This window comes from Nonomuraea sp. NPDC050540, from assembly GCF_044457485.1.
Lineage (GTDB): Bacteria > Actinomycetota > Actinomycetes > Streptosporangiales > Streptosporangiaceae > Nonomuraea.
Window position 1 is genome coordinate 108,856 of record NZ_JBITHA010000006.1, and the last position, 22,539, is coordinate 131,394.

Below are 22,539 nucleotides of genomic sequence, written 5' to 3' on the forward strand. Positions count from 1 at the left end.
GTTCAGGAGGTCTCGTGCGGGTCGTGATCGCCGAGGACAACGTCCTGCTGGCCAGCGGTCTGGAACTCCTGCTGGCGGCCAAGGGCTGCCAGGTCGTGGCGGTCGTCGGCGACGGCGAGGCGTTCCTCGACGCCGTCGCCGAACACCGCCCCGACATCGCCATCGTCGACGTACGGCTGCCGCCGTCGTTCCGCGACGAGGGAATCCACGCCGCGCTGCGGGCCCGCCGCGAGCACGGCGCGCTGCCGATCCTGGTGCTGTCGCAGTACGTCGAGCGCGAGTACGCCGGCGAGCTCCTGTCCGACGGCCGGGGCGGCATCGGCTACCTCCTGAAGGACCGGATCGGCCGGGTGGCCGAGTTCGTCGACGCCCTGCGCCGCGTCGCGGCCGGCGGCACCGCCATGGATCCGGAGGTGATCTCCCAGCTCCTCGCCCGCCGCGCCGGCGGCCCCCTGGACAACCTCACCTCCCGGGAACGGGAGTCGCTCGCCCTCATGGCGCAGGGCCACGACAACGCCACGATGGCCGAGCGGATGCGCATCAGCGACAACGCCGTCCACAAGCACATCGGCAACATCTTCGCCAAGCTCGGCCTGGCGCCGGACGACTCCGGCCACCGCCGCGTGCGAGCCGTACTCGCCTACCTGGAGGGCACCGCGGGGCCGGCCGAGCCGGACCCCGGCCGCGGGAACCCGCGCTGATCCGGGATCAGGCCTGCCCTCCGGCCTGGTTGATCGGTGGCCGGCATCCGTTCCAGGAGGAGCGAAAGACGGTCATCTGGATGTGGTTTCGGTCAGGTCACGCACCTCCACGTCCGTCACGCGGCCACGCGCCGGATGGCCTCGACGAGCCGGTCGGCGTCCGGCACCGACACGACGACCTCGTCGAACTCGCCGCCGGAGCTCGCGCGATCCAGGATCAGGTGGGCTGCGGGCTGGTCACGGCCGGCCGCCACCAGCTGGCGGGGGCCGCCGAACAGACCCCAAACGCCGATCTTGGTGTGACCCGATACCGCGAGGCCCTTTCTCGCGCCGCGGGCTATGCGCAGCGGCTGGTGGGTGACCACCGCCTGCCGTACCGCATGAACGGGAATGACGTGCCGGGGGCGGCCGACGAACACCCGCTCCCACAGGCCGAACTCGATGGTGATCAAACCGTCAGTGATCATGACCGTGGCCATGCGTGTCATCCTTTCGTCAAGGGGAGAAGGATCGTCGCCAGCATCCGGGGTGTCCGATCCCCTCCCGGCTCGTTCGCCAGCAGGGGTCGCACCAGTTCGGCGAAGCCCTGCGCGAAGCGCACGAACTCCTCCTCATCCAGATGCAGCACCAGCTGCTGATAGCCGACGCCGTCGGCCACCAGGTCGACGTGCTCTTGGGACAGGTAGCGCGAGAACTCCGACAGCAGGGTGGAGACGAACGCGGTGAAGTAACGCGCGTGCTCCTGCGGTGACGCGGCGGCCAACGCCTCGGGGGTCGGGGTCAGTCCTTCCTTGGGCAGCGCGTAGACGCGTTCCGTCGCACCGCCGACCTTCCGCTCCTCCACCACATCCACCAGCCCGGCCTTGGCCAGGGTGGAGATCTGCCGGTAGAGCGTGGCCTGCGGCACGTCGGGCAGCAGGTCCGCCAGGTCGGAGGCCGTACGGCGGGCGCCGGCGATGGCGGCCAGAATCCGGATGCGCACCGGGTGAAGCGCCAGCTCGGCCCACCGTTCAGTCGAAGCGTTCACAGGAATACATTATCAATATCGATAATGAGAATGCAAGGCGGCACAGAGAGGGCCGCCGTGTCGGATGCCGGGATCAGATTCGGAACATGGACAGGTCGGCAGTGCAGAGAGTCTGCTCGGCGCCGAACTCCTCGAACGTGCTGGTGGGGCGGAAGCCAAGGCGGGCGGCGAGGTTGAGCGATCGGGTGTTCGCCGTCTGGGTCACGAGCAAGACCGGCTGGTCGGGGAGTTCGCCGGCCGCGGCGCGCAACGCGGCCGTCGCGGCCTCGAACGCGAACCCCGTGCCCCAGGCGCTACGCCGCAGCACATAGCCCAGTTCCAGCTCCCCGCCATCCTCGGTGACATGCCCGGGGCCACCGGCCGACCGGCGGGCGAGCATCAAGGTTCCGAGGAAGCGGTTCGTCGTTTTGTCCGCGATGACGTAATTGCTGTGACTGGATGTCGCGTCAGCCGCGAGGGCCGCATCGAAGCGCTGCTCGGCCTCACTCCGAGGCCGCGCGCCGCCGAGGTATTCCTGAACCTCGGGATCGGTCGAGAGCTCGATGAATCCTTCACGGTCGGCCTCCTGCAATGCTCCGCGCAGCAGGAGCCGCTCCGAGGGGACTATCGCGGCAGACAGGCTCATGGGTCCATGATCATAGAACACGGGCCCGCCGGGTGGCGGCCGGCAGGACGACGAGCCGCCACAGCGGCGACGGTCTACGGAACGACGAGCCCCCAGTACAGCGCCCACGGCAGGTACGCCGCGGCGGCCGCGAGCAGCAGGCCGAGCCGGATCCGGCCGCCACCGGACAGCGAACGCCGCGAGCGCCACGCGGCGGCCCCGGTGGCGATCCCGGCGGCGACCACGGTCACGGAGAGGAGCTGGAGCAACAGCCAGGGCACGGACCGGCCGAGGACGACGGGCCCGATCACGGTCGCGCCGGTGAGGATCAGGACACCCAGGTAGGCGAGGAAGCCGATCAGTGCCACCGGCAGCGCGACGACGAACACGCGGGCGGGCCGGGCGGCCACGGGTGCGCCGCGGCGTCCGCGTCCACGGCGCACCAGTGCCCCGATGGGGTAGCCCAGGCAGGCCGTCACGAAGAACGCGAACGCCACCAGCTGCCACTGGGGAGCCTCGTACCACGCGAGCGGCCCGTCGACCGGGCGGCTCGCCTGCGCCTGGGGCGGCGGGCTGCCGACCCGGATCGGCGGCGGCCCGCCGGCCAGGCTCTTGATCCAGGAGGCCTCCAGCGTGGCGTACGTCGGGGGCAGCAGGTCGGGCCGGTCGAAGCCGTCGTCCCGGGTGCCGTTGAGGTTGTGCCGGGCTCCGGCGATGAAGCGGATGGTGTAGTGCTCGTTGCCGCCCCTGGCCAGCGCCCCGGCAATGATCTTCGCGCTCTCCGCGGGCACCGCTTCCCTGTCCAGGGTTCCCCACACCGCCAGGACCGGCTGGCGAACGTGCTCCCAGCCTCGTACGGGATCGTGGGCGGCCTCGCCGAACAGCCCGCCGGCGACGGCGTAACGGATCAGACGTCGTTGCAACGCCGGGACGAGTGACCCGCGGATCCCGGCATGCCTGAGCCGCTCGCCGTACGCCCACGCCTGTTGTCTCGCGGGCGTGGTGCCGACCGCGCCCGCGACGATCAGGAAGGCGACGTCCGCCGAACGCGCCGCCGCCAGGGGCGCCACCCAGCCGCCCTCCGACAGCCCCCAGACGCCGACCCTGTCCGGGTCGACCTCGGGGCGGGCGCGCAGGGCCCGCACCGCGGCGAGCGCGTCGGTGGCGAGCATCGCGTAGTCCCGCCGCACGGTGGAGTAGCCGTCGGTGCGCTTGTCGTAGATCAGGGTCACGACGCCTCGTCTGGCGTACGCCTCGGCCTCGTCCCGGTACTCCTCCCGGGTGACCGGTCCGGCGCCGTGCACCATGACGATGGCCGGGCTGCGCCTCTTCGCCGCCTGTGGGCCGATGATCGTCCCGTGCAGGGTCACGCCGCCGGCGCCCATGAAGGTGACGTCGCCGCTGCGCACGGCCTGGGTCTCGGCCCGGACGGAGCCGGCCGGCAGAACAGCGACCGGGAGCAGCAGTAAAAGGGCGGGCAACTTGCGTCGGAGCAGCATGAGCTGGTCTCCTTTCTCTGAGGTTTTCGCGCACGGTGAGACACGCCCTTCGCGGGCGTGGTGACGCGGATTCCGTTCCTGGGCCGCCGAGCTGGCACTCGGCGGCCCGGTTTCACTCGTCGTCGGCGGGTGCGGGGAAGGCCAGCAGCCGCGCGAGCACGACACGCGCGCCGGGTGGAGTCTCCTCCTCCGGCCGTTTGAAGCGGTAGAGCAGTTTCACGTACTCCTCGAGGAATTCAGTGAGCTCATCGGCCGTGAGCTTGATCGTCGAGCGGGACCAGGCCAGGGCGTCGGCCCACTCCCCCATCTGTGCGCGCTGGAGCTGGAAGCGGGTGAACTGCTCCAGTTCGTCGGCGAAGTCGAGGCGATTCATCTCCTCGACCGCCTCCCGCATCTCCGGGCTCTGCCTGCTGTAGGGCGGAATCCGGCGATCCGCCGGCACGTGACGCCACCATCGCTCCCGTCCCCGCGACAGCTCGGGGACCTCTTCGATGAAGCCGTGCTTGGCCATCTGCCGGAGGTGATAGCTGGTCAGCCCGCTGCTTTCCCCCAGGGCGCGGGCGAGCGTCGTGGAGTTGGCCGGGCCCTGCCGCAGCTGCCGCTCGATCCGCTGCCTCATGGGGTGAGCCAGCAGCTTCAGCGCCTCGACATCGGCGATCTCTTGGGGACCCGGCGGATCTGGCATGAGACCAGACTATGAGATACAAAGACTCTTTGCAAAGATGACTTGCAAAGGAGCGTGCGCCAGTGGTCGTGCGCGACGGACGTCGAGGAAAGGAAACCCTCACGATGAACGCGTTACGTCAGAGCTGGCGGCCGATCTTGCTGCTGATGGCGCTCTCACCGCTGCTGGCGGAGGTCTTCAGCGGCTCCATGCCGGCCACCGACTTCTTCCGGCCGGGCGTGCTCCTCCCCTTCACGATCTTCGTGTACGGCCTGCCGATCCTGATACTCCGCGAGGTGGCGACACGCGGAAGCTTGGGCCTCCTGGGCCTGTGGTGCCTGGGAATGATCTACGGCCTCTACAACGAGGGCCTCATCTCGGAGACGCTCTTCCACCCGCTCGACCCGGCGAACGAAGCGTACGGAAACTTGGGACTCGTGGCGGGGCTGCGGATCCCCTGGATGCTGTACATCCTGCCCTGGCATGGCCTGTTCTCGCTGGTCACCCCGGTCCTTCTGGTTCACCTGCTGTTCCCCCGGCAGGCGGACCGGCCGTGGCTGCCGAAGCGGGCGACCTGGGTTATGGCGATCGTCACCGGCGGGCTGGCGATCGCCCGTTTCGTGTTCTGGGGTGAGAACCGCGGCGTTCAGGACGGCGGGACTTTCCTGCTGCACGTGGCGGTCGTGCTCGGCGCCGCGCTGGTGGCGTATCTGCTCGCGGTGCGGCTGCCCCGGCGGCCCTGGCTCCCCCGGGCCGTGTCGGGCGTGGATCGTCCCGGTGTGCCCTGGCGGCCGTTCGTGGCGGGCGCCGGGCTCTACGTCCTCTGGTTCGTGGGAACCGAGACGCTGGTCGCGGTCGTCAAGGCGCCGTGGCCGGTCGTGGTGCTCTACACCTCGGTGGCGGTGGTGGCGGGCCTTGGGGCGGTGGCCCGTGTCCAGGCCCCCTCGCGGGTCGCCGCGGCGGTGTTCGTTCTCGGTGCGGGAACGGCACAGGCGGCCATCATCGTCCTGTTGGTCGGGCAGGTGCAGGGCGACGTCTTCAGAAGCGTGTCCGGAGCGATCTTCGTCGCCGCCTACGTCACCGCGGTGGCGCTCATCGCCCGGCGGCGCGGATCCGGCAGCACGATCGAGCAGCGTGGCGGTCAGCCGCGCAGGTAGCTGAGAACCGCCAGGACTCTTCGGTGGCCGACCTGGTCGTCGATCAGGTCCAGCTTGGTGAAGATGCTGCCGATGTGCTTGGAGACGGTCACGCCGGAGATGACCAGTTCCCTGCCGATGGCGGCGTTGGACCGGCCCTCGGCCATCAGCGCCAGCACGTCGAGCTCACGGGCGCTGAGCCGCAGCAAGGGGTCGTCCCGGTGCGTGAGCAGGCGCCGCACCACCTCCGGGTCGATCACCGTCGCGCCCCCGCCGACCTCGCACATGGTCGCCACGAACTGGGCTCCGTCGACCACCCGGTCTTTGAGCAGGTAGCCGGTGCCGGCGCCGCCGCTGCGCAGCAGCTCGGTGAGCGAGGCGGCGTCGACGTACTGGCTGAGGACCAGCACGGGCAACGAGGGGCGGCCTCGGCGCAGCTCGATCGCGGCCCGCAGGCCGTCGTCGGTGTGGTCGGGCGGCATGCGCACGTCGGTGACGACGATGTCGGGCCGGGCTTCGGCGGCCGCGGTGCGCAGGTCGCCGGCCGTGGCCACCGCGGCCACCACCCGGTGGCCGAAGTGCGTGAGGAGGTTGACCAGGCTCTCCCTGAGCAGGCCGGAGTCCTCCGCGAGCACGACTCTCATGCCGTTGTCTCCTGTGGCAGGCAGGGGATCTCGGCGCGCAGCACGGTCGGCCCGCCTTCGGGGCTGTCGAACCTCACCTGGCCGCCCACCGCGGCCACCCGGTCGGCCATGCCCTGAACGCCTCCGTCCTCCCGTGGGGTCAGGCCGCCCCGCCCGCTGTCGCCCACTTCGAGTATCAGGACGTCGCGGATGATCCGCCCGCTGACCCAGCAGTCACCGGCTCGGGCGTGCTTGGCGACGTTCGCCAGAGCCTCGCTCACCACGAAGTAGGCGGTGCTCTCCACGCCGGGCGCGAGCCTGCCCGCCACCTCGACCTTCACCCGGATCGCCATGGGGTGGGCGCCGGCCAGCTCGGCGACGGCTTCGGGCAGGCCGCGCTCGGTCAGCACCCGCGGATGGATGCCGCGGACGAGCTCGCGCAGTTCTTCGAGCGTCGTGAGGGTCTCCCGATGGGCTCGGGACAACAGACCGCGCAGCTCCGGCTCTTCCACACCCATCCGCGCCAGGTCCAGCATCACGCCGAGCGCGACCAGCCGCTGCTGGGTGCCGTCGTGCAGGTCGCGCTCGATACGCCGTCGTTCGGCGTCGAACGCGTCCAGCAACCGGCCGCTGGAGCCGACCGTCTCCATGCCGGGGACCTCGGACGGTGGCGGCGCGAGCAGTACCCGGACCAACACGACGCGGATGCTCGCGACCGCGACGGCCAGATAGGCCGCGGCGACCAGCCCGAGCGCGGCGAATCCAGCCGTCAGGAGCGAGTCCCCCAGCGTGGCCAGATGGGTGCCGAGGACGTCCACCGGCCCGGACACCAGGTAGACGACGGGTGCGGCGAGGCAGACCAGGCAGGCGAGAGGGACGGCCGCGACCACGTAGTCGAGCGGCCACAGCCCGGTGATCAGCGCCATGGTGTAGGCGAGTTCGCGCCAGGACGCGTTCTCGCGGAGTCTGGTGCGCATCCAGGCCGCGGCCCCCGTGCCGCGCAGCGTCCGGTGAGGGCTGGGGTGCGCCGGCAGGCCCAGCAGCCGCAGCCGCCGGCGTTCGACGGCGCCGACCGGGATCCCGGCCAGCCCCGCCGCCGTGAGCGGGACCAATCCCAGGAGCACGGGCGCCAGCGTCGCGCCCACCAGGACGAGTGCCAGCATCACCGCCATCGCGCAGCCGCCGAGGAGCGCCCCGGTCGCCGCGTAGGCCCAGGCGCGCCAGGGGGCGGAGGAGGTCAGGAGTCTCTGCGGACGAGATCTCAGCGCCTCTCGCGGGTGCGTGCTCTCCACACCGCCGCAGCTTAGGACGTCTGGGTGCCCGTGCCATGACAGCCACCTATACCAAGGAGTGTGGGCCCCGCCGTGATTCGCCCGGCCGCCGGTCACCTGTGTGCTGGAGGCATCGTCGTCGACCGCGCAGGAGGGCATGACGTGAGGGCAGTCCATACCGCACCCAGGCGATCCATCACCTGGCCGATGAAACCCACCGCACGCAAGGTGTGGCTGGTGCTGCACGTGAGCACCTCGGTGGGCTGGCTGGGCGGCAGTTACGCCATGCTTGTCATGGGAGCCGTGGCGCTGACCAGCGAGGGAAGGCCGCTGCGGCCCGCGGCTTACGAGCTGATGCACGTCAGCGACACGGCGATCATGATTCCGGGCAGTCTGGCCGCGCTGATCACCGGTCTGGTGCTGGCGCTGTACACGAAGTGGCGCGTCCTGCGTCACTGGTGGGTGATCACCAAGCTGGTGCTCACCGTCTTCGCCATGGTCTTCGGCTACGTGTACACCGCGCAGGGGGTGAAGGACGCGCTCGCGGCCACCCTGGCCGATCCGCGGGCCGACCTCGGCTCCCTGGGGCCGGGCCTGGTCAACGGGTCGGTCGTGATGCTGGCCGTCCTCTTCCTCGCCACGGTGCTCTCCATCGTCAAGCCATGGGGACGCACCACCAGAGGCAGGGCCCGGCGATGAGGAGGATGGCGCGATCGGCGGTCGTCGTCGCTGCCGTATCGCGGGTGAGCGTCAGGAGATCCAGCCCGCGTCGGAGGCGATCCGGATGGCGTGGACGCGGTTGCGGGCGTTCAGCTTTGTCAGGATCTTCGTGAGGTAGTTGCGGACCGTCCCCACCGACAGGTGGAGCGTGGCGGCTATCTCCTCGGGTTCCACGCCTTTGGCCGCCAGGTGCAGGATCTCGATCTCACGCGCCGAGAGCGGGTTCTCTCCGATGTCCCAGGCCGACAGCGCGAGCTGGGGATCGACGATACGCCGCCCGGCCGCCACCCCGCGCACGGCGGCGGCGAGCTGGTCGGCGGGAGCCTCCTTCAGGAGGAAGCCGGACACCGACACCGCGAGCGCCCGCCTGAGCGTGCCCGGCCTGCCCATTCCGGTGACGATGAGCGTGCGGCAGCTGGGCAGCTTTTCGTGGAGGATCTGCGCGGCGGTCAGGCCGTCCATCTTCGGCATGTCGATGTCGATGACCGCCACATCGGGACCTGTTTCGAGCGCCACGGGCACGATCATGTCGCCGCTGTCGACCTCGGCGACCACGGTGAGGTCGGGCTCCAGGGAAAGAAGGGCGGCCAGTGCGCCCCGCACCATGTGCACATCCTCGGCGATCAGCACCTTTAAGTGCAGCATCCACGCCCCCTCGCCCATTCCATTTCATGGAGCGTATAAGCATCAGCGTATACGGCAAGACATTCACAGGAAGGCGGTCACGTGGAACCATCCGTCCGCGACACCGGCCGTCAACCGCCCGCCGACGCCGTCCAGGCGCCGCGCCACGTCGCCCAGCCCACGCTGATCCTGCACCACAGGCTGCCCCGATGACGGATCCACCCCGTCGTTCCTGATGGTGAGCGAGCCTTGCTCGCTGGTGATGACGCAGTGGCGAGCGGTGCTGTGCCGCAGGATGTTGGTGACGGCTTCACGCAACATGGTCGCCAGCACGGCGTCGGCCTTCTGATCGCGGACCCGGCCGTGGAGGTCGATCGTGACCTCGATCCCGGCGGCGGCCAGGATGGCCCGGGAGGAGTCGAGTTCGCCGCCGAAGGAGAGGTTGCGATAGTCGCTGGCCACGTTGCGCACGTCGGCGAGCATCCGCCTGAGCAGTTCCAGGATCCCCTCCAGCTCCGACGGCGCCCGCTCCGGGGCCACGTCCAGGAGGCGGCAGGCCAGCACGCCCCTGAGCGCCACCTGGGACAAGCCGTCCACGAGCACCTCATTGAGCTCGCGTGCCATGCGCAGGCGTTCGCGTTCGACGGCCTCGTCCGTCAACTCGGTCCGCGCCGAGTGCGCCTCCCTCACCAAGGTCATCAGCCAGCTCACGCCGTACACGATGAGGCCGGTGAGCAGGGTGGAGATGGTCAGCCAGGCGATCATGCTGACGCTGCTCGCGGTCAGCACCGCCAGCGTCAGGACAACACCCCCCAGAGCGGAGTACAGCACCCACCGCAGCACCCCTCTCAGCTCCAGGAGTACGGCTCCCGCGACGAACCCGGCCATGCTGCCCCAGGGGGCGTTCAGCCAGAGCAGCGGCAGGAAGGTGACCGCGGCCTGCCCGGCCATCGCCGCCCTGCGCGCCCAGGGCGTGCGCAGGAATCCGAAGGTGAGCAGCAGCTGCATGGCCAGCATCGTCACCACGCACGCGGCGGCGCCCAGCGCGCCGGCCACACTCGGCTCCGTCCAGACGATGTTGAGCAGGATGGTGAGCGCGTAGCCGGACAGCACCAGGAGAACGATGGCCGAGGTCGTCTTCGGCCCCCACCGCTCCGCGGGACCGGCTCCGCGCGGCCAGCGCTCTCGCGGGGAGGTGTCCGGCGGGTGGCGGTCGGCGGCCGCGGCCTGCCGTCGCGCCGGGGCCTCGACCGTCAGGTGGAACCACTCGCCTTCGCTTCTGGTGGTCAGGCGCCCGCCGACCTCCGCCAGGCGGACGGCCAGATTGCCGAGTCCGCAGCCGCGGTCGGCCAGGTCCTCGGGCACGGTGTCCACTCCGTCGTTGGACATCCGCAGGCGGACCGTGTCGCCTTCGGTCACCAGCTCGACCCGGCACTGCTGCGCCTTGCTGTGGTGCAGCACGTTGGTGATGCCCTCGCGCAGGACGACCGCCATGACCTCGTCCAGGCGTCCGGCGAGCGTGATGTCGGGGATGCGGATCCTCGCCTCGATCTGGGCGCTCGACAGCGTGGCGAGCGCCGCGCTCTTCTCCGTGGCCAGGGAGATCCGGCCGCTGCCCCCGGCGACACCCTGCACTCCGGCCGTGGCCCGCCGTACGACCTCCAGGACGTCGCGCAGTTCGGTCGCGGCCCGCGCGCGGGCGGCGGGCAGCAGGCGGTAGGCCAGCTCATAGCGCAGGGTGATGGCGGAGAGGTCGTGGCCCACGAGGTCGTGCAGGTCACGGGCGACCCGCAGGCGTTCCTGGACGACCGCCATCCGCACCAGGTCGCCGCGGGAGGCGCTCACTTCGGCGACGATGCCCGACAGTGAGCCGACCGCGTACAGCATCAGGCCGGTCAGGAGCGTGAAGTGCACGGCGTAGGCGAGGTTGAGCGCCTGCCATCCCTGGTGTTGCAGGAGCGCCGCGGCGAACACGCCTGCCGCCACCGCGGCATAGAGGGCCCACCTCACACGGCTCCGGATCACCAGCAGCATCGAGCCGGCGACGAAGCCCGCGGCGGCGCCGAACTGCGGCCCCACCCACGCGGCCGGGGCGAAGGTGGCGAGCACCTGCGCCAGGAGCGTCACGGAGCGAACCCGCCGCGGCCAGGCGAGCGCGCCGGGGCTGGAATGGGCCAGTTGCAGTGTGACGACGACGCCCAGGCAGCCCAGGAAGGCGAACAGGCCCGTGCCGCGCAGTCCGGCGAGCACGACGGTGACCAGCGAGCTGGTGGCGTAGCCGACGGCGACGACGGCGGTGACGACCCGTGCCGTGCGGCGCGCCCGCGGCTCCACAGGTTCGAGCCGCACACTCTCCCGGTCGTGCACCAGCGCGCCCATCGCCATGCCCTCTCCGCGACCCGGCCGCATTCCTGACATGTACGCGGGGTTTAGCCAGGCGAGTCTATATTGTCACCATATGCCGTTCAAGGTCCCTCATCGGGGCGTACCAATCGGCGTGCCAGATCTGCCCAGTGCGCGTCATTCACTTGATGCCAACCGATTGCCGTGCTGTCTTTCGCCGGCAGTTTTCTCCCGAGCACAAGACCCCCGACACTGGATTCGGCCCGCCAGTCGGCGCCCAATGCTTCCGCCCACAACTCGATGTCCAGGCTTTCCAGGGGATGCGTCCCCAGCCCCAGCCCCGCCGCCACCAGCGACAACGTCTGGCTGAGCATGCCGACGTTCTTCAGGACCGAGGCGTAACTGAGACCGCTGTACTTCCAGGACACACGGCGGAAACGCGCGGTGATAATGACGAGAACAGGCGGCTGATGACGCATTCCGGCCGCCAGCCGCGCATTCTCCAGGGCGGCGTCGACCCAGTGTATTTCGCCCGCCAGTGCCCTGAGTCCGTGGTTCAGCGGATCGTAGTGATATATGCCCTCGTCAATTCCGGTGCAGTCGCGCACGGCGACGTAAAGCTCCAGCTCATAGCCGGAGCCAATGCTCAGATACGGACGGTCGCTGGTCTCTTCGGGCGAGAATGGGGAACCGCTCAGCGAACGCACCCTGGCCACCCGGTAGAGCAGTTCGCCGAGCTCGCGCGCCGTGATCGGGCCGGAGCTCAGGTGCGCCTCATCCACCGCCTCGACCGCCGCGCTGAGCGGCGGGTCGGCCGCCACCAGTGCCTCCCACGTGGGCCGGTACAGACCGACGAGGCCGTTGTCGCCGCGCGAGACGACCACGGGCTCGACGCCGGGCCGGTCTCCGCCCGGATAGGTCGCGCCGAAGTCGCGATCGTGCCTGCCCAGCGTGGAACGACTGTGGAACAGCAGGTCGACGGGTGACCACGAGATCAGCAGGTCGTCGGTGTCCTCGGCGAACTCCACCGGGCGAAACTCTTCGACGCGCTCGGCGCGCACGACCATCCCCGCCGCCGCCAGATAGGCGACGAAGGCATCGAAGTACGGCGAAGCCGTCCGGATCGCGCTGGGCCTGGTCGGCCGCCGCAGATGGCCGAGCAGGCCCATGGCATCCGCGCTGTGCAGGATCACCCGGTGCAGGGCCAGCGGCGATTCGAGCCGGTAGTCCCTGCCGTTGGTGCTGATGACGGCGAACCTGGACAGGCGGATCGGCACGTCGGCGGCGATCGGGGTCACGTGGAACCGCGAGTGGTGCGTCAGCGGCACCACGGACACCAGGGGCTGCTCCCGGTCCACGCTCAGGGAGCGGACCACCAAGGGTTCGAGGCGCTGCAGCAGGCGAAGGAGGTCGGCCATCTCGGCTTCGCCGCTGATCACGTTCTCCAGGTGCGTCGGCCCCAGGCTCATCCGCTGCAGCGCCTCGAACACGGCCGCGCCCGGCTGGACCAGCTCGATGTCGCCCCAGCGGCTGTGCACCAGCAGGACCCCGCCCTCGGACCCGGCTTCGAGGTGGACGTCCTCACGAAGTGACCACAACACGTGGAGCTCCGAGGGTGTCGCCTCGTCCCCGAATCCGGCAGCCATGGTCGGTAACTCCTGGGTCAGAGGAACAGCGGGATGGGATTGAGCTCCGCGTAAGCGGTCGGACGGGGCAGGCGCCCGAGCTTGACGGGAACGTCGTACAGCCGGCCTGGGGCGAAGCGCGCCCAGAAGTGCCGCAGGCCGGGCACCACCACCTTGACGACCGGCATGCCGACATCGGGTCTCGTCTGGTCGAGGACGAGGACGTCCAGGTGGCGACTCTCGGCGACGGCGCGCATGCGGTCCAGGCCGGCGTTCAGGTTACCGCGCTCGGCCTCGCCGCCGCCGCGGAAGCGCGTGGATGGCTGGTCCGGGTCGGGCAGGAGGTACGGCTGGTTCGCCGTGGTCGCCTCCTGCCACCAGCGCCGGATGTGCTCGTCGGTGCGCGGGTATCCGCTGCCGTCTGGCTTGGCGTCGATCACCGCGGACAGGAGCTGGCCGAGTTCCGTGAGCGCCCGCCGTACGGCGATGCGCAGGTCGAAGTGGGCGCCGAAGCCGAGCATGATGTCCTGCGCGGGTTTGTCGGTCCGGCGCGAGATCGCCGCCACGACGGGGATCTCCAGGTCGGAGGTGAGGTCGAGGAGCCACACCGCGCGGTTGATCTCGGCGTAGCCGTCGAAGACCTCGGCGATGAACGGGTCGTCCAAGGAGGTCTGGTCGATCGGCGCCTGCCGCGTCCTGTTGTACCACCACAGCGCCACCGCGTCGCGCTCGACGAGTTCGAGGAAGCCCTGGACGACCGCGTCCTCCAGGCTCGCGCCCGCGGCGTTCCCGTTGGAGGTCGCCCTGAGGGAGGGAGCACCGGTTCCGCCGTTGAAGTACAGCAGGTCGGTGGGCAGCAGCCGCTGCGCCCCCGTCATGATCGAGTGGACCGGGGTCCACTCGATGACCGCGCGTTCGTCGAAGGGCTCGGGGATGCGCTGGAACGGCATGGCGCGCGCGTTCCAGCGGTCCCGGTCGGCGTACTGGCTCGGGTGGAAGAGCTGGCAGGTGTCGGGGTGAATGGCGTCGCCGCGCAGCCGGCCGTACGTGCCGAGGATGACGCGCTCGTCGCCGAGCCGGGTGCCGCAGTATCGCTCCACCGCCTCACCGAGGGCGCTGACCTGTGCCTCCAGATCGGTGCGGCCTTTGCCGCCGCTCCACTGGCGCAGCCCGCCGCGCCCGTCGCCGGCGAGCGCGAGGTTCCTGCCCGACAGGTAGCTGTGAACGAACCGCGGGCAGCGCGGGTCGCGCCGGATGGGGTCGGTGACCCCCGTCACCGGGTCGGCGAGGTGGTGATAGGTGTCCCACATGTCCTCCAGGGACATCGCGCGATGGCTGTTGCCGGGCGCGCTGCCCCCGGACCGGCCGATCGTGGCGGCCACGGGCACGGCGCTCGCGTCGCTCGTCCCGCACGCGCCGCACTGCGGGCGGCGCGTGAGGGGATGGCGCGTCAAGCCCAGGTCCAGGGTGTCCAGCGTCCACATCCCGTCGCGCAGACCCGTGGACGCGCCGGCCAGCCACTTGGTCAGCTCGTGCACCGCCAGGTGCAGGCCGAGGGCGCGGGTCGGGGCCAGGGACGCCTCGGGCGGGCGGTGCGTGCCCGCACAGCGGTGCATGCGCAGCCGCCCGGCCAGGCACTCCCAGCACGGGCCCGTCCCCGGCTCGAAGGCCGGGCCGATCCAGATGTCGGGGCCGCGGGTGGCGGCCAGCAGCCAGGGCGTGCCGTCGGCCAGCCGCCGGGCGTTGACCTCGGCCAGTCTCGGGTCGAGATAGTCGGCGCACAACACCAGGAACATGCCGGCGTCCTCTTCCCGCGCCACGGTCAGGCCGGCGGCCCGGCACGCCTCGGCGGCGGCCTGCGGCCGGTCACCGAGCGTGATCACCGCGACCGGTGTGGAGGCGGACTTGAGTCCCGCCTGGTCGAGGCCGGCGAGGTCCCAGTAGGCGTCCGCCTCTGTCGTCGAGGCGCTCTGGAAGCCCACGAGATTCGCCCGGGTGAGCTGGGCCAGCATGTGGCCGAGCCTGGGCGCGGAGGCCCAGGGCGCCATCGCGTGGCGGATCTCGGCCACAGTGCGGGTGCCGTCGAGCATGGGCGCCAGCCTGTGGACCAAGGCTCCTTCCAGCGCGGTCGTGCCCCTCGCCGACGACACGTACACCGCCTCACCCGCGACCACGTCCACCCGCAGGTGCCGTTTGAAGCCGAGGAGCATCTGGTCTGCCTTGTCCACCATGGCCGCCTCACTCAGTGAAGGTGGGCCATGCCGGCCGCGCCGAGTTGACCAGGTCGTCGATGATGAGGTCCGCCGCCCAGAGCGCGGGCACGTCCGGGGTGGCGAGCACCGCGAGGTGGGAGTCCGCCCGCACGTCGGCGGCCGGGACAACAGCAGCGATCATGACTTTCTCCTTGGTCGAGGAGCTAATCCGAACAGCCAGATCATTAGTCATGAGCGCCGGCATTCCTAGTTAACGCATCATTCGTGCGATGTGAATATTTCACTGTGCACGCGTGATCCATTGCGTCGATCCGCCGTCCCCAAAAACCTACTCTGAGCGAAGAATCACCAGAAATGGAAGGAAGGCGATGATCAGATCTCAGATGCGGAGACCGCCCCGGGCCCGTGCGGGCCGGCAACTCGACCTGCGCACCCCCAGCGGCAGGCTGCTCCCCTACTAGTGATCAGGCCGTTCGGCGCCCGCGGAGGCTGCCGTGGCCACCTGACTCCGCAGCCTCCGCGCACTCATTCAAACGAATAGGCAGCGCCCGTTCCCGGCGCCGTCGATAACCATGTGAACACAAGCTTAGGAAGGCCATGACACAAATTCTGGATCCAGCCCACAAAGTGATCGGCAGCTACCTTGAATACGCCGTGATGTTCACCGATCAGCAGCACACCACCATCGAGGACTTCGGCATGGACAGGGAGGCGGCCGAGTGCGCGCACCGTGAGATGGCCGCCATGGGCGAGTCCGCGGCTCAGGTCGTCGCACGCGCCATCACCGTCGCCTACGGCCCCTGGGAGCCGTTGCCCCTCTCGCACAGGAACGGACCATGATGGAGACGACGCGCGCCCAGCGACCCAGAGGCGGCGAGGTATCGGGCCGCAAACCGGAGGCGGCCCCGAGCAGGCTCGGCGTGGACGGCACCGCCCTCACCAAGCGCGTCGGCCTGGTCCTTCCGCAGACGATGCCGTTCTCCTCCTGGGAACGGCTGGGCAAGCAGATCGCGCTCATCACCGACTCGTCGACCTGGTGGCTCGGCGACTGGATCAACTACGGCGAGCGGGTCTACCCCGACCGGTACCAGCGGGCCGTCGCCGGCACGTCGCTGAACTGCCAGACGCTGCGCAACTACGCCTGGGTGGCCCGCCGCTTCCCGATGAACCGCCGCAGGGACAGGCTCAGCTTCCAGCATCACGCGGAGCTGGCCTCGCTTCCTCCCGAGGAGCAGGACGAGTGGCTGAACCTGGCCGAGCAGAACCGCTGGTCGCGCAACCAGCTCCGGCGCCAGCTGCGCAACCGGAGCGTGGGCGCCCGCGTGCGTCCGGCCGAGACCTCGGTCACGCTGCACATCGACCAGAGCAGGGAGCAACGCTGGCAGCAGGCCGCCGGAGAGTCCCGGCACAACCTGCACGACTGGATGACCATGGTGCTGGACCAGATGGCCGATCTGCTGCTCCTGCCCGAGCGGCGCGCGAGCAACGTGGCCCTTCCGGCCGGTGACGGGATGATCGTGCTGACGCCCGCCGTATCCGATGCCGCCGCCCCCGTCGCGGCGGGCGAGGTGCTCGTGCTGTCAGGCGGCGAACGCCCCCTGTCATGATCATCAGGATTCGCCCCGCCATGAGCTCTCCGGAGACATGGCGGGGCCTCTTTCCGCACGCACGCGTGAGCGCCTGGGGAGGGTGACCCTCCCCAGGCGCTTACGGCAACAGGCGGACGGGCAGGCTGCGCAGGCCCCAGGTGAAGTTGGAGGCGTTGAACACCGGCTCACCGGCCGCCTCGATCCGGCCGACCCTGCTGATCAGCTCCTCGAAGAAGACCTTCAGCTCCAGGCGGGCCAGCCGCGCGCCCAGGCACAGGTGCCTGCCCGCGCCGAAGGTGATGTGCCGGTTGGGTGAGCGGTCGACGCGGAACTCCCCGGCGTGCTCGAACACCGCCTCGTCCCTGTTGGCCGAGACGTTCCAGAGGGTCACCCGGTCCCCCACGGCGATGCGCGCGTTGCCGATCTTGGTGGGCTTGACCGCGGTACGCAGCGCGTGCACGCCGGGCACCGTCCACCGCAGGACCTCCTCGACGGCGTCCGGCACCCCGGACGGCCCCGCCGTACGCAGGAGCCGCCACTGATCGGGACGTTCGATGAGCGCCAGCACGCCGCCGGCGGCCGAGTAGCGGGTGGTCTCGTTGGCGCCCGCCAGCACACCGTTGCAGTTGAAGACGATCTCCTCATCGGTGAGCGGCCGCCGCTCGCCCTGGCCGGTGCTCCTGCGCTCGGCGGCGATCCGGCTGACGAAGTCGGGGCCGGGATTCTTCCTGCGCTCGGCGAGGAGTTCGGTGAAGTACAGGAAGATCTCGCCGTGCGCGCCCGCGCGCGTCTCCTCGTCGTCCCCCTCGAAGGCCTCGGTGGTCACCGTGCCCACCCAGTCCCATTCGCTGCGCGGAATGCCCATCAGCGCGCACACCACGTTGTTCGGGATCTGCTTGGTCACCTCCAGGAAGTCCATCTCGCCCCGGGCCACCGCCTCGCCCACCACCTCCCCCACGACCCGTTCGACCAGCGCGTGCAGGCGCGGCACCTCGGCATGGCCGAACTCCTTGGCCAGCACGCTCTTCAGCTGGGTGTGATCGGGCGGATCGGAGACGATGAGCATGCGCTGCGCGACGGCGGCGACCGCGCCGGGGTCGCTGTCCAGGCGCATCCCGTAGCGGGAGCTGTAGGACCGCTGGTCGGTGTAGACGCCCACGACGTCGTGGTATCGGGTGACCGCCCAGAACCCCGGCCCGTCGTCCTCCTCGTGCCAGTGCACCGGATCGTTCTCCCGCAGCCAGGCCAGCACGGGCCAGAACGTGCCCCGGCTGAACAGGTCGGGATCCTTGAGATTCACCTTCATGGTCGGCTCCAGTGCCGCCTCAGCCCGGCGACGACCTCGTCCGTCCGGTCGAGGCAGAAGTAGTGTCCGCCGGGGAACATCCGCCTGCGGAAGGCGCCAGCGGCGTAGCCGCGCCAGCCGTCGAGGTGCGCGGAGGTGACGGTGGCGTCGGTCTCGCCGCCCCACGCCTCCAGCGTGGAGGGGAGGGCCGCGGCGTGATGGTCGTAGGTGAGCGACAACCGCGCGTCCTGCCGCAGGACGTCGAGCATCAGCTCACGGCTGTCCTCGTCGAGGTCGTCCTCGTCCAGGGCGCGCACGTCGAGCAGCTTGGCCAGCTCGGCGTCCTGGTCGGCCAGGCCGCGGCCGGCGCCCACCCACATGTGGGGCGGGCGGCAGCCGGCCACGACCAGAGCGCGGGGCCATCGGTCGTACTCCTCACCCAGCCTGCGGGTGATCTCGTAGCCGAGCAGGCCGCCGAAACTCTGGCCGAACACGACCAGCGAGCCGTCCGGCGGCAGCGTCGCCTTCAGTTCCTCGAGCACCGCGGTGACCGCCTGGGTCATGCCGGTCGCCGGCGACTCCCCCCAGCGGGTCTCCCGGCCGGGAAGCTGGACGCCGACGACGGAGACCTCCTGGCCGGCCATGGCCTGCCAGGAGCGGTACTGCCCGCAACCGGCCCCCGCGGGGGCCAGGCACAGCAGGGTCACCGGCCGCGGCGCTCCCGGGTGGAAGGGCACCAGCCAGGATCCGCTCACGACACCTCCTCCGCCGGGGCCGCGCCCAACCGGTCCAGTTCGGCGGCCACACCGGCCGCCGTCGGATGGGCCAGCAACTGCCTGATCGTCAGCCGTACCCCGGTCGCCTTGCGAAGCGCCGCCACCGCGCGCGCGGCCAGCAGCGAATGGCCGCCGAGGTCGAAGAAGTCGGCGTCGACGTCGTGCACCGGCTGCGGCAGCAGGGCGTCCCACGCCTCGACCACGACCCTCTCGCTCGGCGTGACCGGTGCTCTCCCGTGCGCCGACGTGGCGGCGGTCATCAGGGCGAGGGCCGCGCGGTCCACCTTGCCCGCAGGGGTGGTGGGAAGCGCCTCGATCGCCGTCACCCGCGCGGGGACCACGGCCGCGGGCAGGCGGCCGGCGCAGGCCGTACGCACCGATTCCAGGCACTCCTCGGCGGACACCACCAACGCGAGCCCGAGCGCGTCGCGGCCGGGCAGCACGTAGGCGGCCGCCCCGCGCACGCCGTCGGTCTCCACCGCGACCCGCTCCACCTCCGTCAGCTCCACGCGGAAACCACGGATCTTCACCTGCTCGTCGCAGCGACCGCGGTACTCCAGCAGGCCGTCGGGCCGCAGCAGCGCGAGGTCGCCCGTGCGGTAGAGCCGGGCGCCGTCGGCGGTGAACGGGTCGGGGAGGAACCGCTCGGCGGTCAGGTCCGGACGATGGCGGTAGCCCGCAGCGACGGCGGGCCCGCCGATGAACAGCTCCCCCGGGACGCCGGGCGCGACAGGGCGCAGATCGGCGTCCAGGAGGTGCACGGTGTAGCCGCGAAGCGGCCGTCCGATCGTCGTCACGTCGTCGCCCCTGGCCGTGTCGGCGCAGGTGGCCGCGATGGTCGCCTCCGTCGGGCCGTAGACGTTAAGCAGCCTGCCGGTGAAGCGGGCGGCCAGCGGGGCGGGAAGCGACTCACCCGCCGCCACCACCACCTCAGCCGCGCTCACCTCCCCCGCGCAGGCCAGCAGGAGGGACGGCGTCATGCACACCACGTCGGGCCGCGCGGTGGCGACCGTCTCCGCGGGGTCGTCACCGGCGATCGTCATGCACTGGCCGTTGAGGAGATACAGCAGCGCGCACCACAACCAGCCGTCGAAGGCCGGGGACACCGCGTTGACGCCCGTCCCGCCCACGGGCAGGTCGAGCGCGGCCAGCGCGGCCACGAAGGCGGCCAGGCCCCGGTAGGGCACCTCGACCCCTTTCGGCCAGCCCGTCGTGCCCGAGGTGTAGATGACGTAGGCGATGCCGCAGGGATGCGGGCCGACCCGGCGCGGGGCCGGATGCGCCGCGGTCACGGCGCTGGAGGTCAGCACCTCGCACCGCTGCGGGATGACGCCCGCGGGGACGCGGTCGCCCAGCACCACCTGCGCGCCTGAGTCGCGCAGGACGAAACTGAGCCGGTCCGTGGGATGCCGTTCGTCCAGTGGTACGGCCGTCGCCCCCGTCCACCAGGTCGCCAGCAGCGCGGGCAGCGACAGCCGGCCGCGGCCGAAGCACAGCCCCACCTGGCTGCCCGGCCCCACACCGCGGGCGGCCAGCGTGCCCGCGATCGCGTGTGTGTGCTCGGCGAGCTGCGCGAAGGTGAGGCTCCCGTCGGGCGCGTGGACCGCGGTGCCGGACGGCTGGACGGCCGCCCACCTGTCCATGGCATCGAATATCCGCGCCAGATCGACGTTGACCGTCATGCGCTCATCTCCTCCACGTCCGCGGGGCCGGCCAGGAACGACGGCCGCCAGACCGAGTACGACCGCATGCCGTGCAGCAGCGGCGTTCCGGGTCGCATGACCACGCCCACCAGCCGTCCGAAGATCACCTCGTGATCGCCGTGCCTGAGCACTCTGCTCACCTGGCACTCGGCCATCGCGAAGGCGTCATCGGCCAGCCAGGGCAGCCCGGACTCCGATCTGATCCAGCGCACCGCGCCGAACCGGTCGGGGGCGGGCCCGGAGAACAGCTCCGCCGTGGCGCGCGCCTCCCCGTGCAGCAGGTTCACGGCGAAGGCGCCGCTCTGGCGCACGGCGCACTGCGTGGCGCTGCCGATGCGCAGGCACACCAGGATCGTCGGCGGGTGCAGCGTGACGCTGGTCACCGACGAGCACGTCATGCCCTGCGGAACTCCGGCCGCGTCCAGCGCGGTGATCACGGCGACCCCGGTGGGGAACCTGCTCATCAGCGCGCGATGTTCGGCCGTCGACGCCACGGGCTCTTCGAAGACTCTCAGCTCGTGGCCGTTCATCGGCGCTCTCCGTGCATCCGCCGCAGGAACTCGTAGTTGGTGGGCAGGGTGGCGGCGAGCTCTTCCTGGTGGCGCTTGACGTCGGCGAACAGCGCGTCGGCCGCTTCCTCCGCTTCAGGCTTGTACGTCAGCGCGGGCAGCGGCTTCCCGGGCCGCAGTCCCAGGCCGGCGAAGATGCAGTAGTAGCTGCCGTTGGTCCAGAAGTTGCGGAACTCGGCCTCGAAGTTGCCGTAGTAGCCCCGCTCGTCGGTGATCGGCAGGTTGATCGGCAGTCCCGCCTTGAACATGGCGATCTTCCGCTTGATGCCCTCGGCCAGCTCCAGTTCCTTGTTCGCCCGCCAGAACGGCGTGTCCGTGCGCGGGGAGAGGGAGAAGTGCGCCTGGATGAAGTCCCTGGTGTCGTCGAACATCTCCTCGATCTCGCGATTGAAGCAGTCGCTCAGCACCGGGTCGAACGTGCGGTCGGGGAAGTGCTTGGCGAGCTGGTGGATGGCCGCGTAGATGAAGTAGATCCCGGTGGACTCCAGCGGCTCCAGGAAGCAGGAGGCCAGCCCGATGCTCACGCAGTTGCGCACCCACGCGCGCCGGTTGCGGCCCACCCGGAAGCGGATGTGGTTCAGCTTGGTGTTCTCGGGGTCGAGGCCCCACAGCCCGCAGAACTCCTCGGTCGCCTCGTCCCGTGTGGCGAACTTGCTGGAGTACACGTAGCCGGTGCCGAAGCGGGTCAGCATCGGGATCTTCCACGTCCATCCCGACGACATCGCGATCGAGGAGGTGTAGGGCTCGACGCCGTCGGCGGCGTCGTCGTGCGGGATCGCGGTGGCCACGGCGCTGTCGCACAGGAGGTGATCGCTCATGTCGATGAACGGCTCCTCCATCGTCTGGTTGATCAGCAGCCCGCGGAAGCCCGAGCAGTCGATGAACAGGTCGCCCTCCAGCAGCCGTCCGCCCGCGGTGCGCAGCGCCGTGATGAAGCCGCGCTCGTCGCGCAGCACCTCGGTCATCTCGTCCTCGACGTGCTCGGCGCCCTGCTTCTCCGTCGCGAACCTGCGCAGGAAGCCCGCGACGAGCTGGGCGTCGAAGTGCCAGGCGTAGTAGGTGGCCGGGCTGCCGTCCGCGTGACGCGGCGCCAGGTTGCCGTCCATGATCGCGGTCTCTTTGAAGCAGGCGTAGTCGAACGGCTCGTCGCTCTCGCCCTTGAGCGTCTTGGCCGCCCAGAAGTGCGACAGCGGGATCTGGTCGGCCGACGGCAGGAGGCCGAAGGGGTGGAAGAACTGGTCGGTGCGCCCGTCCAGCGGCTGCGGCGTCGGCGAGCTCGGCCCCGGCGTGCGCCAGTTGATGAACTTGACCGCCACCTTGAAGCTGGCGTTGCACTCGCGCATCCACTCGTCTTCCGGGATCCCCAGGTAGTTGAAGAAGGCGCGCTGCAGGTTGGGCACGGTGGCCTCGCCCACGCCGATCCGCGGGATGGCGGGCGCCTCCAAAACGGTGATCTTGACGGTGCGCTGCAACGCCTTGCCCAGATAGGACGCGGTCATCCAGCCGGCTGTGCCACCACCGAGAATGACGACATTGCGCACCCGGTTGTCCTGGAACATGTTCTCTG

The 22,539-nt window shown here is 70.5% G+C and carries 22 protein-coding genes; 5 read left to right on the forward strand and 17 right to left on the reverse strand.

Annotated features, from left to right (window positions below):
- The first annotated feature begins 14 nt into the window (after positions 1 to 14).
- On the forward strand, positions 15 to 701 hold the full coding sequence (locus ACIBI5_RS21675; protein ID WP_397249366.1) for a response regulator: 687 nt from the start codon (positions 15 to 17) through the stop codon (positions 699 to 701).
- 116 nt (positions 702 to 817) lie between these two features.
- Here ACIBI5_RS21675 and ACIBI5_RS21680 read toward each other — a convergent pair whose 3' ends face one another.
- From ACIBI5_RS21680 to ACIBI5_RS21700, 5 genes are all read right to left on the reverse strand, one after another.
- The gene (locus ACIBI5_RS21680) at positions 818 to 1,180 is read right to left on the reverse strand and encodes a hypothetical protein (RefSeq protein WP_397249368.1); all 363 of its coding nucleotides are present in this window, start codon (positions 1,178 to 1,180) and stop codon (positions 818 to 820) included.
- A gap of 5 nt (positions 1,181 to 1,185) precedes the next feature.
- Positions 1,186 to 1,728, reverse strand: a complete 543-nt coding sequence (locus tag ACIBI5_RS21685; RefSeq protein WP_397249370.1) for a helix-turn-helix domain-containing protein — start codon at positions 1,726 to 1,728, stop codon at positions 1,186 to 1,188.
- Positions 1,729 to 1,801: 73 nt separating this feature from the next.
- On the reverse strand, positions 1,802 to 2,353 hold the full coding sequence (locus ACIBI5_RS21690; protein WP_397249372.1) for a GNAT family N-acetyltransferase: 552 nt from the start codon (positions 2,351 to 2,353) through the stop codon (positions 1,802 to 1,804).
- Positions 2,354 to 2,427: 74 nt separating this feature from the next.
- Positions 2,428 to 3,831: a prolyl oligopeptidase family serine peptidase gene (locus ACIBI5_RS21695; protein ID WP_397249374.1), complete on the reverse strand. Its 1,404-nt coding sequence runs from the start codon at positions 3,829 to 3,831 to the stop codon at positions 2,428 to 2,430.
- A gap of 112 nt (positions 3,832 to 3,943) precedes the next feature.
- Positions 3,944 to 4,516 carry an ArsR/SmtB family transcription factor gene (locus tag ACIBI5_RS21700; RefSeq protein ID WP_397249376.1) on the reverse strand — a complete coding sequence of 191 codons (573 nt, stop codon included), beginning with the start codon at positions 4,514 to 4,516 and terminating at the stop codon, positions 3,944 to 3,946.
- Positions 4,517 to 4,620: 104 nt separating this feature from the next.
- Between ACIBI5_RS21700 and ACIBI5_RS21705 the strand changes: the two genes are divergently transcribed.
- The gene (locus tag ACIBI5_RS21705; RefSeq protein WP_397249378.1) at positions 4,621 to 5,652 is read left to right on the forward strand and encodes a hypothetical protein; all 1,032 of its coding nucleotides are present in this window, start codon (positions 4,621 to 4,623) and stop codon (positions 5,650 to 5,652) included.
- Here ACIBI5_RS21705 and ACIBI5_RS21710 read toward each other — a convergent pair.
- Together ACIBI5_RS21710 and ACIBI5_RS21715 are read right to left on the reverse strand one after the other, a co-directional pair.
- On the reverse strand, positions 5,637 to 6,275 hold the full coding sequence (locus ACIBI5_RS21710; RefSeq protein WP_397249380.1) for a response regulator: 639 nt from the start codon (positions 6,273 to 6,275) through the stop codon (positions 5,637 to 5,639). The two genes, ACIBI5_RS21705 and ACIBI5_RS21710, sit on opposite strands and share 16 nt — an antisense overlap.
- Positions 6,272 to 7,546, reverse strand: a complete 1,275-nt coding sequence (locus tag ACIBI5_RS21715; protein ID WP_397249382.1) for a sensor histidine kinase — start codon at positions 7,544 to 7,546, stop codon at positions 6,272 to 6,274. Before ACIBI5_RS21715 ends, ACIBI5_RS21710 begins: the two co-directional genes overlap by 4 nt.
- 186 nt (positions 7,547 to 7,732) lie before the next feature.
- On the opposite strand from ACIBI5_RS21715, the gene ACIBI5_RS21720 reads away from it, so the two are divergent.
- On the forward strand, positions 7,733 to 8,224 hold the full coding sequence (locus ACIBI5_RS21720; RefSeq protein ID WP_397249384.1) for a hypothetical protein: 492 nt from the start codon (positions 7,733 to 7,735) through the stop codon (positions 8,222 to 8,224).
- Positions 8,225 to 8,275: 51 nt separating this feature from the next.
- Here the strand turns inward: ACIBI5_RS21720 and ACIBI5_RS21725 are convergent, their stop codons facing one another.
- The 5 genes from ACIBI5_RS21725 to ACIBI5_RS21745 all read right to left on the reverse strand — a co-directional run bounded on the left by ACIBI5_RS21725 (position 8,276) and on the right by ACIBI5_RS21745 (position 15,231).
- Complete coding sequence (locus tag ACIBI5_RS21725) at positions 8,276 to 8,890, reverse strand: DNA-binding response regulator (RefSeq protein ID WP_397249386.1); 615 nt, start codon at positions 8,888 to 8,890, stop codon at positions 8,276 to 8,278.
- A gap of 63 nt (positions 8,891 to 8,953) precedes the next feature.
- Entirely contained in the window at positions 8,954 to 11,254 is a 2,301-nt protein-coding gene (locus ACIBI5_RS21730; RefSeq protein WP_397249388.1) for a sensor histidine kinase, read from the reverse strand.
- 80 nt (positions 11,255 to 11,334) lie between these two features.
- The gene (locus tag ACIBI5_RS21735) at positions 11,335 to 12,858 is read right to left on the reverse strand and encodes a SagB family peptide dehydrogenase (protein ID WP_397249390.1); all 1,524 of its coding nucleotides are present in this window, start codon (positions 12,856 to 12,858) and stop codon (positions 11,335 to 11,337) included.
- A gap of 17 nt (positions 12,859 to 12,875) precedes the next feature.
- Positions 12,876 to 15,068, reverse strand: a complete 2,193-nt coding sequence (locus ACIBI5_RS21740) for a TOMM precursor leader peptide-binding protein (protein ID WP_397249392.1) — start codon at positions 15,066 to 15,068, stop codon at positions 12,876 to 12,878.
- Between the two features lie 7 nt (positions 15,069 to 15,075).
- Positions 15,076 to 15,231, reverse strand: a complete 156-nt coding sequence (locus ACIBI5_RS21745; RefSeq protein WP_397249393.1) for a hypothetical protein — start codon at positions 15,229 to 15,231, stop codon at positions 15,076 to 15,078.
- Positions 15,232 to 15,647: 416 nt separating this feature from the next.
- Between ACIBI5_RS21745 and ACIBI5_RS21750 the strand changes: the two genes are divergently transcribed.
- Both ACIBI5_RS21750 and ACIBI5_RS21755 read left to right on the forward strand, forming a co-directional pair.
- On the forward strand, positions 15,648 to 15,890 hold the full coding sequence (locus tag ACIBI5_RS21750; RefSeq protein ID WP_397249395.1) for a hypothetical protein: 243 nt from the start codon (positions 15,648 to 15,650) through the stop codon (positions 15,888 to 15,890).
- Complete coding sequence (locus ACIBI5_RS21755) at positions 15,887 to 16,657, forward strand: LmbU family transcriptional regulator (RefSeq protein WP_397249397.1); 771 nt, start codon at positions 15,887 to 15,889, stop codon at positions 16,655 to 16,657. The genes ACIBI5_RS21750 and ACIBI5_RS21755 overlap by 4 nt, the downstream gene beginning before the upstream one ends.
- 100 nt (positions 16,658 to 16,757) lie before the next feature.
- Here the strand turns inward: ACIBI5_RS21755 and ACIBI5_RS21760 are convergent, their stop codons facing one another.
- From ACIBI5_RS21760 to ACIBI5_RS21780, 5 genes are read right to left on the reverse strand one after another with little or no spacing between them, the layout of a single operon-like run.
- On the reverse strand, positions 16,758 to 17,945 hold the full coding sequence (locus ACIBI5_RS21760) for a cytochrome P450 (protein ID WP_397249399.1): 1,188 nt from the start codon (positions 17,943 to 17,945) through the stop codon (positions 16,758 to 16,760).
- Complete coding sequence (locus ACIBI5_RS21765; RefSeq protein WP_397249400.1) at positions 17,942 to 18,679, reverse strand: thioesterase II family protein; 738 nt, start codon at positions 18,677 to 18,679, stop codon at positions 17,942 to 17,944. The genes ACIBI5_RS21760 and ACIBI5_RS21765 overlap by 4 nt, the downstream gene beginning before the upstream one ends.
- Positions 18,676 to 20,382, reverse strand: a complete 1,707-nt coding sequence (locus ACIBI5_RS21770) for a non-ribosomal peptide synthetase (RefSeq protein ID WP_397249402.1) — start codon at positions 20,380 to 20,382, stop codon at positions 18,676 to 18,678. The genes ACIBI5_RS21765 and ACIBI5_RS21770 overlap by 4 nt, the downstream gene beginning before the upstream one ends.
- Positions 20,379 to 20,933, reverse strand: a complete 555-nt coding sequence (locus tag ACIBI5_RS21775) for a flavin reductase family protein (RefSeq protein ID WP_397249404.1) — start codon at positions 20,931 to 20,933, stop codon at positions 20,379 to 20,381. The genes ACIBI5_RS21770 and ACIBI5_RS21775 overlap by 4 nt, the downstream gene beginning before the upstream one ends.
- On the reverse strand, positions 20,930 to 22,531 hold the full coding sequence (locus ACIBI5_RS21780) for a tryptophan halogenase family protein (RefSeq protein ID WP_397249406.1): 1,602 nt from the start codon (positions 22,529 to 22,531) through the stop codon (positions 20,930 to 20,932). Before ACIBI5_RS21780 ends, ACIBI5_RS21775 begins: the two co-directional genes overlap by 4 nt.
- Between the last annotated feature and the right edge of the window lie 8 nt (positions 22,532 to 22,539).

Coding starts and splice junctions, on each gene's coding strand:
- ACIBI5_RS21755 (WP_397249397.1), top strand. CDS start 15,887: ATGATGGAGACGACGCGCGCCCAGCGACCCAGAGGCGGCGAGGTATCG.
- ACIBI5_RS21745 (WP_397249393.1), bottom strand. CDS start 15,231: ATGATCGCTGCTGTTGTCCCGGCCGCCGACGTGCGGGCGGACTCCCAC.
- ACIBI5_RS21705 (WP_397249378.1), top strand. CDS start 4,621: ATGAACGCGTTACGTCAGAGCTGGCGGCCGATCTTGCTGCTGATGGCG.
- ACIBI5_RS21690 (WP_397249372.1), bottom strand. CDS start 2,353: ATGAGCCTGTCTGCCGCGATAGTCCCCTCGGAGCGGCTCCTGCTGCGC.
- ACIBI5_RS21750 (WP_397249395.1), top strand. CDS start 15,648: ATGACACAAATTCTGGATCCAGCCCACAAAGTGATCGGCAGCTACCTT.
- ACIBI5_RS21700 (WP_397249376.1), bottom strand. CDS start 4,516: ATGCCAGATCCGCCGGGTCCCCAAGAGATCGCCGATGTCGAGGCGCTG.
- ACIBI5_RS21720 (WP_397249384.1), top strand. CDS start 7,733: ATGAAACCCACCGCACGCAAGGTGTGGCTGGTGCTGCACGTGAGCACC.
- ACIBI5_RS21730 (WP_397249388.1), bottom strand. CDS start 11,254: ATGGCGATGGGCGCGCTGGTGCACGACCGGGAGAGTGTGCGGCTCGAA.
- ACIBI5_RS21760 (WP_397249399.1), bottom strand. CDS start 17,945: ATGAAGGTGAATCTCAAGGATCCCGACCTGTTCAGCCGGGGCACGTTC.
- ACIBI5_RS21680 (WP_397249368.1), bottom strand. CDS start 1,180: ATGGCCACGGTCATGATCACTGACGGTTTGATCACCATCGAGTTCGGC.
- ACIBI5_RS21780 (WP_397249406.1), bottom strand. CDS start 22,531: ATGTTCCAGGACAACCGGGTGCGCAATGTCGTCATTCTCGGTGGTGGC.
- ACIBI5_RS21710 (WP_397249380.1), bottom strand. CDS start 6,275: ATGAGAGTCGTGCTCGCGGAGGACTCCGGCCTGCTCAGGGAGAGCCTG.
- ACIBI5_RS21695 (WP_397249374.1), bottom strand. CDS start 3,831: ATGCTGCTCCGACGCAAGTTGCCCGCCCTTTTACTGCTGCTCCCGGTC.
- ACIBI5_RS21735 (WP_397249390.1), bottom strand. CDS start 12,858: ATGGCTGCCGGATTCGGGGACGAGGCGACACCCTCGGAGCTCCACGTG.
- ACIBI5_RS21770 (WP_397249402.1), bottom strand. CDS start 20,382: ATGACGGTCAACGTCGATCTGGCGCGGATATTCGATGCCATGGACAGG.
- ACIBI5_RS21740 (WP_397249392.1), bottom strand. CDS start 15,068: ATGGTGGACAAGGCAGACCAGATGCTCCTCGGCTTCAAACGGCACCTG.
- ACIBI5_RS21775 (WP_397249404.1), bottom strand. CDS start 20,933: ATGAACGGCCACGAGCTGAGAGTCTTCGAAGAGCCCGTGGCGTCGACG.
- ACIBI5_RS21725 (WP_397249386.1), bottom strand. CDS start 8,890: ATGCTGCACTTAAAGGTGCTGATCGCCGAGGATGTGCACATGGTGCGG.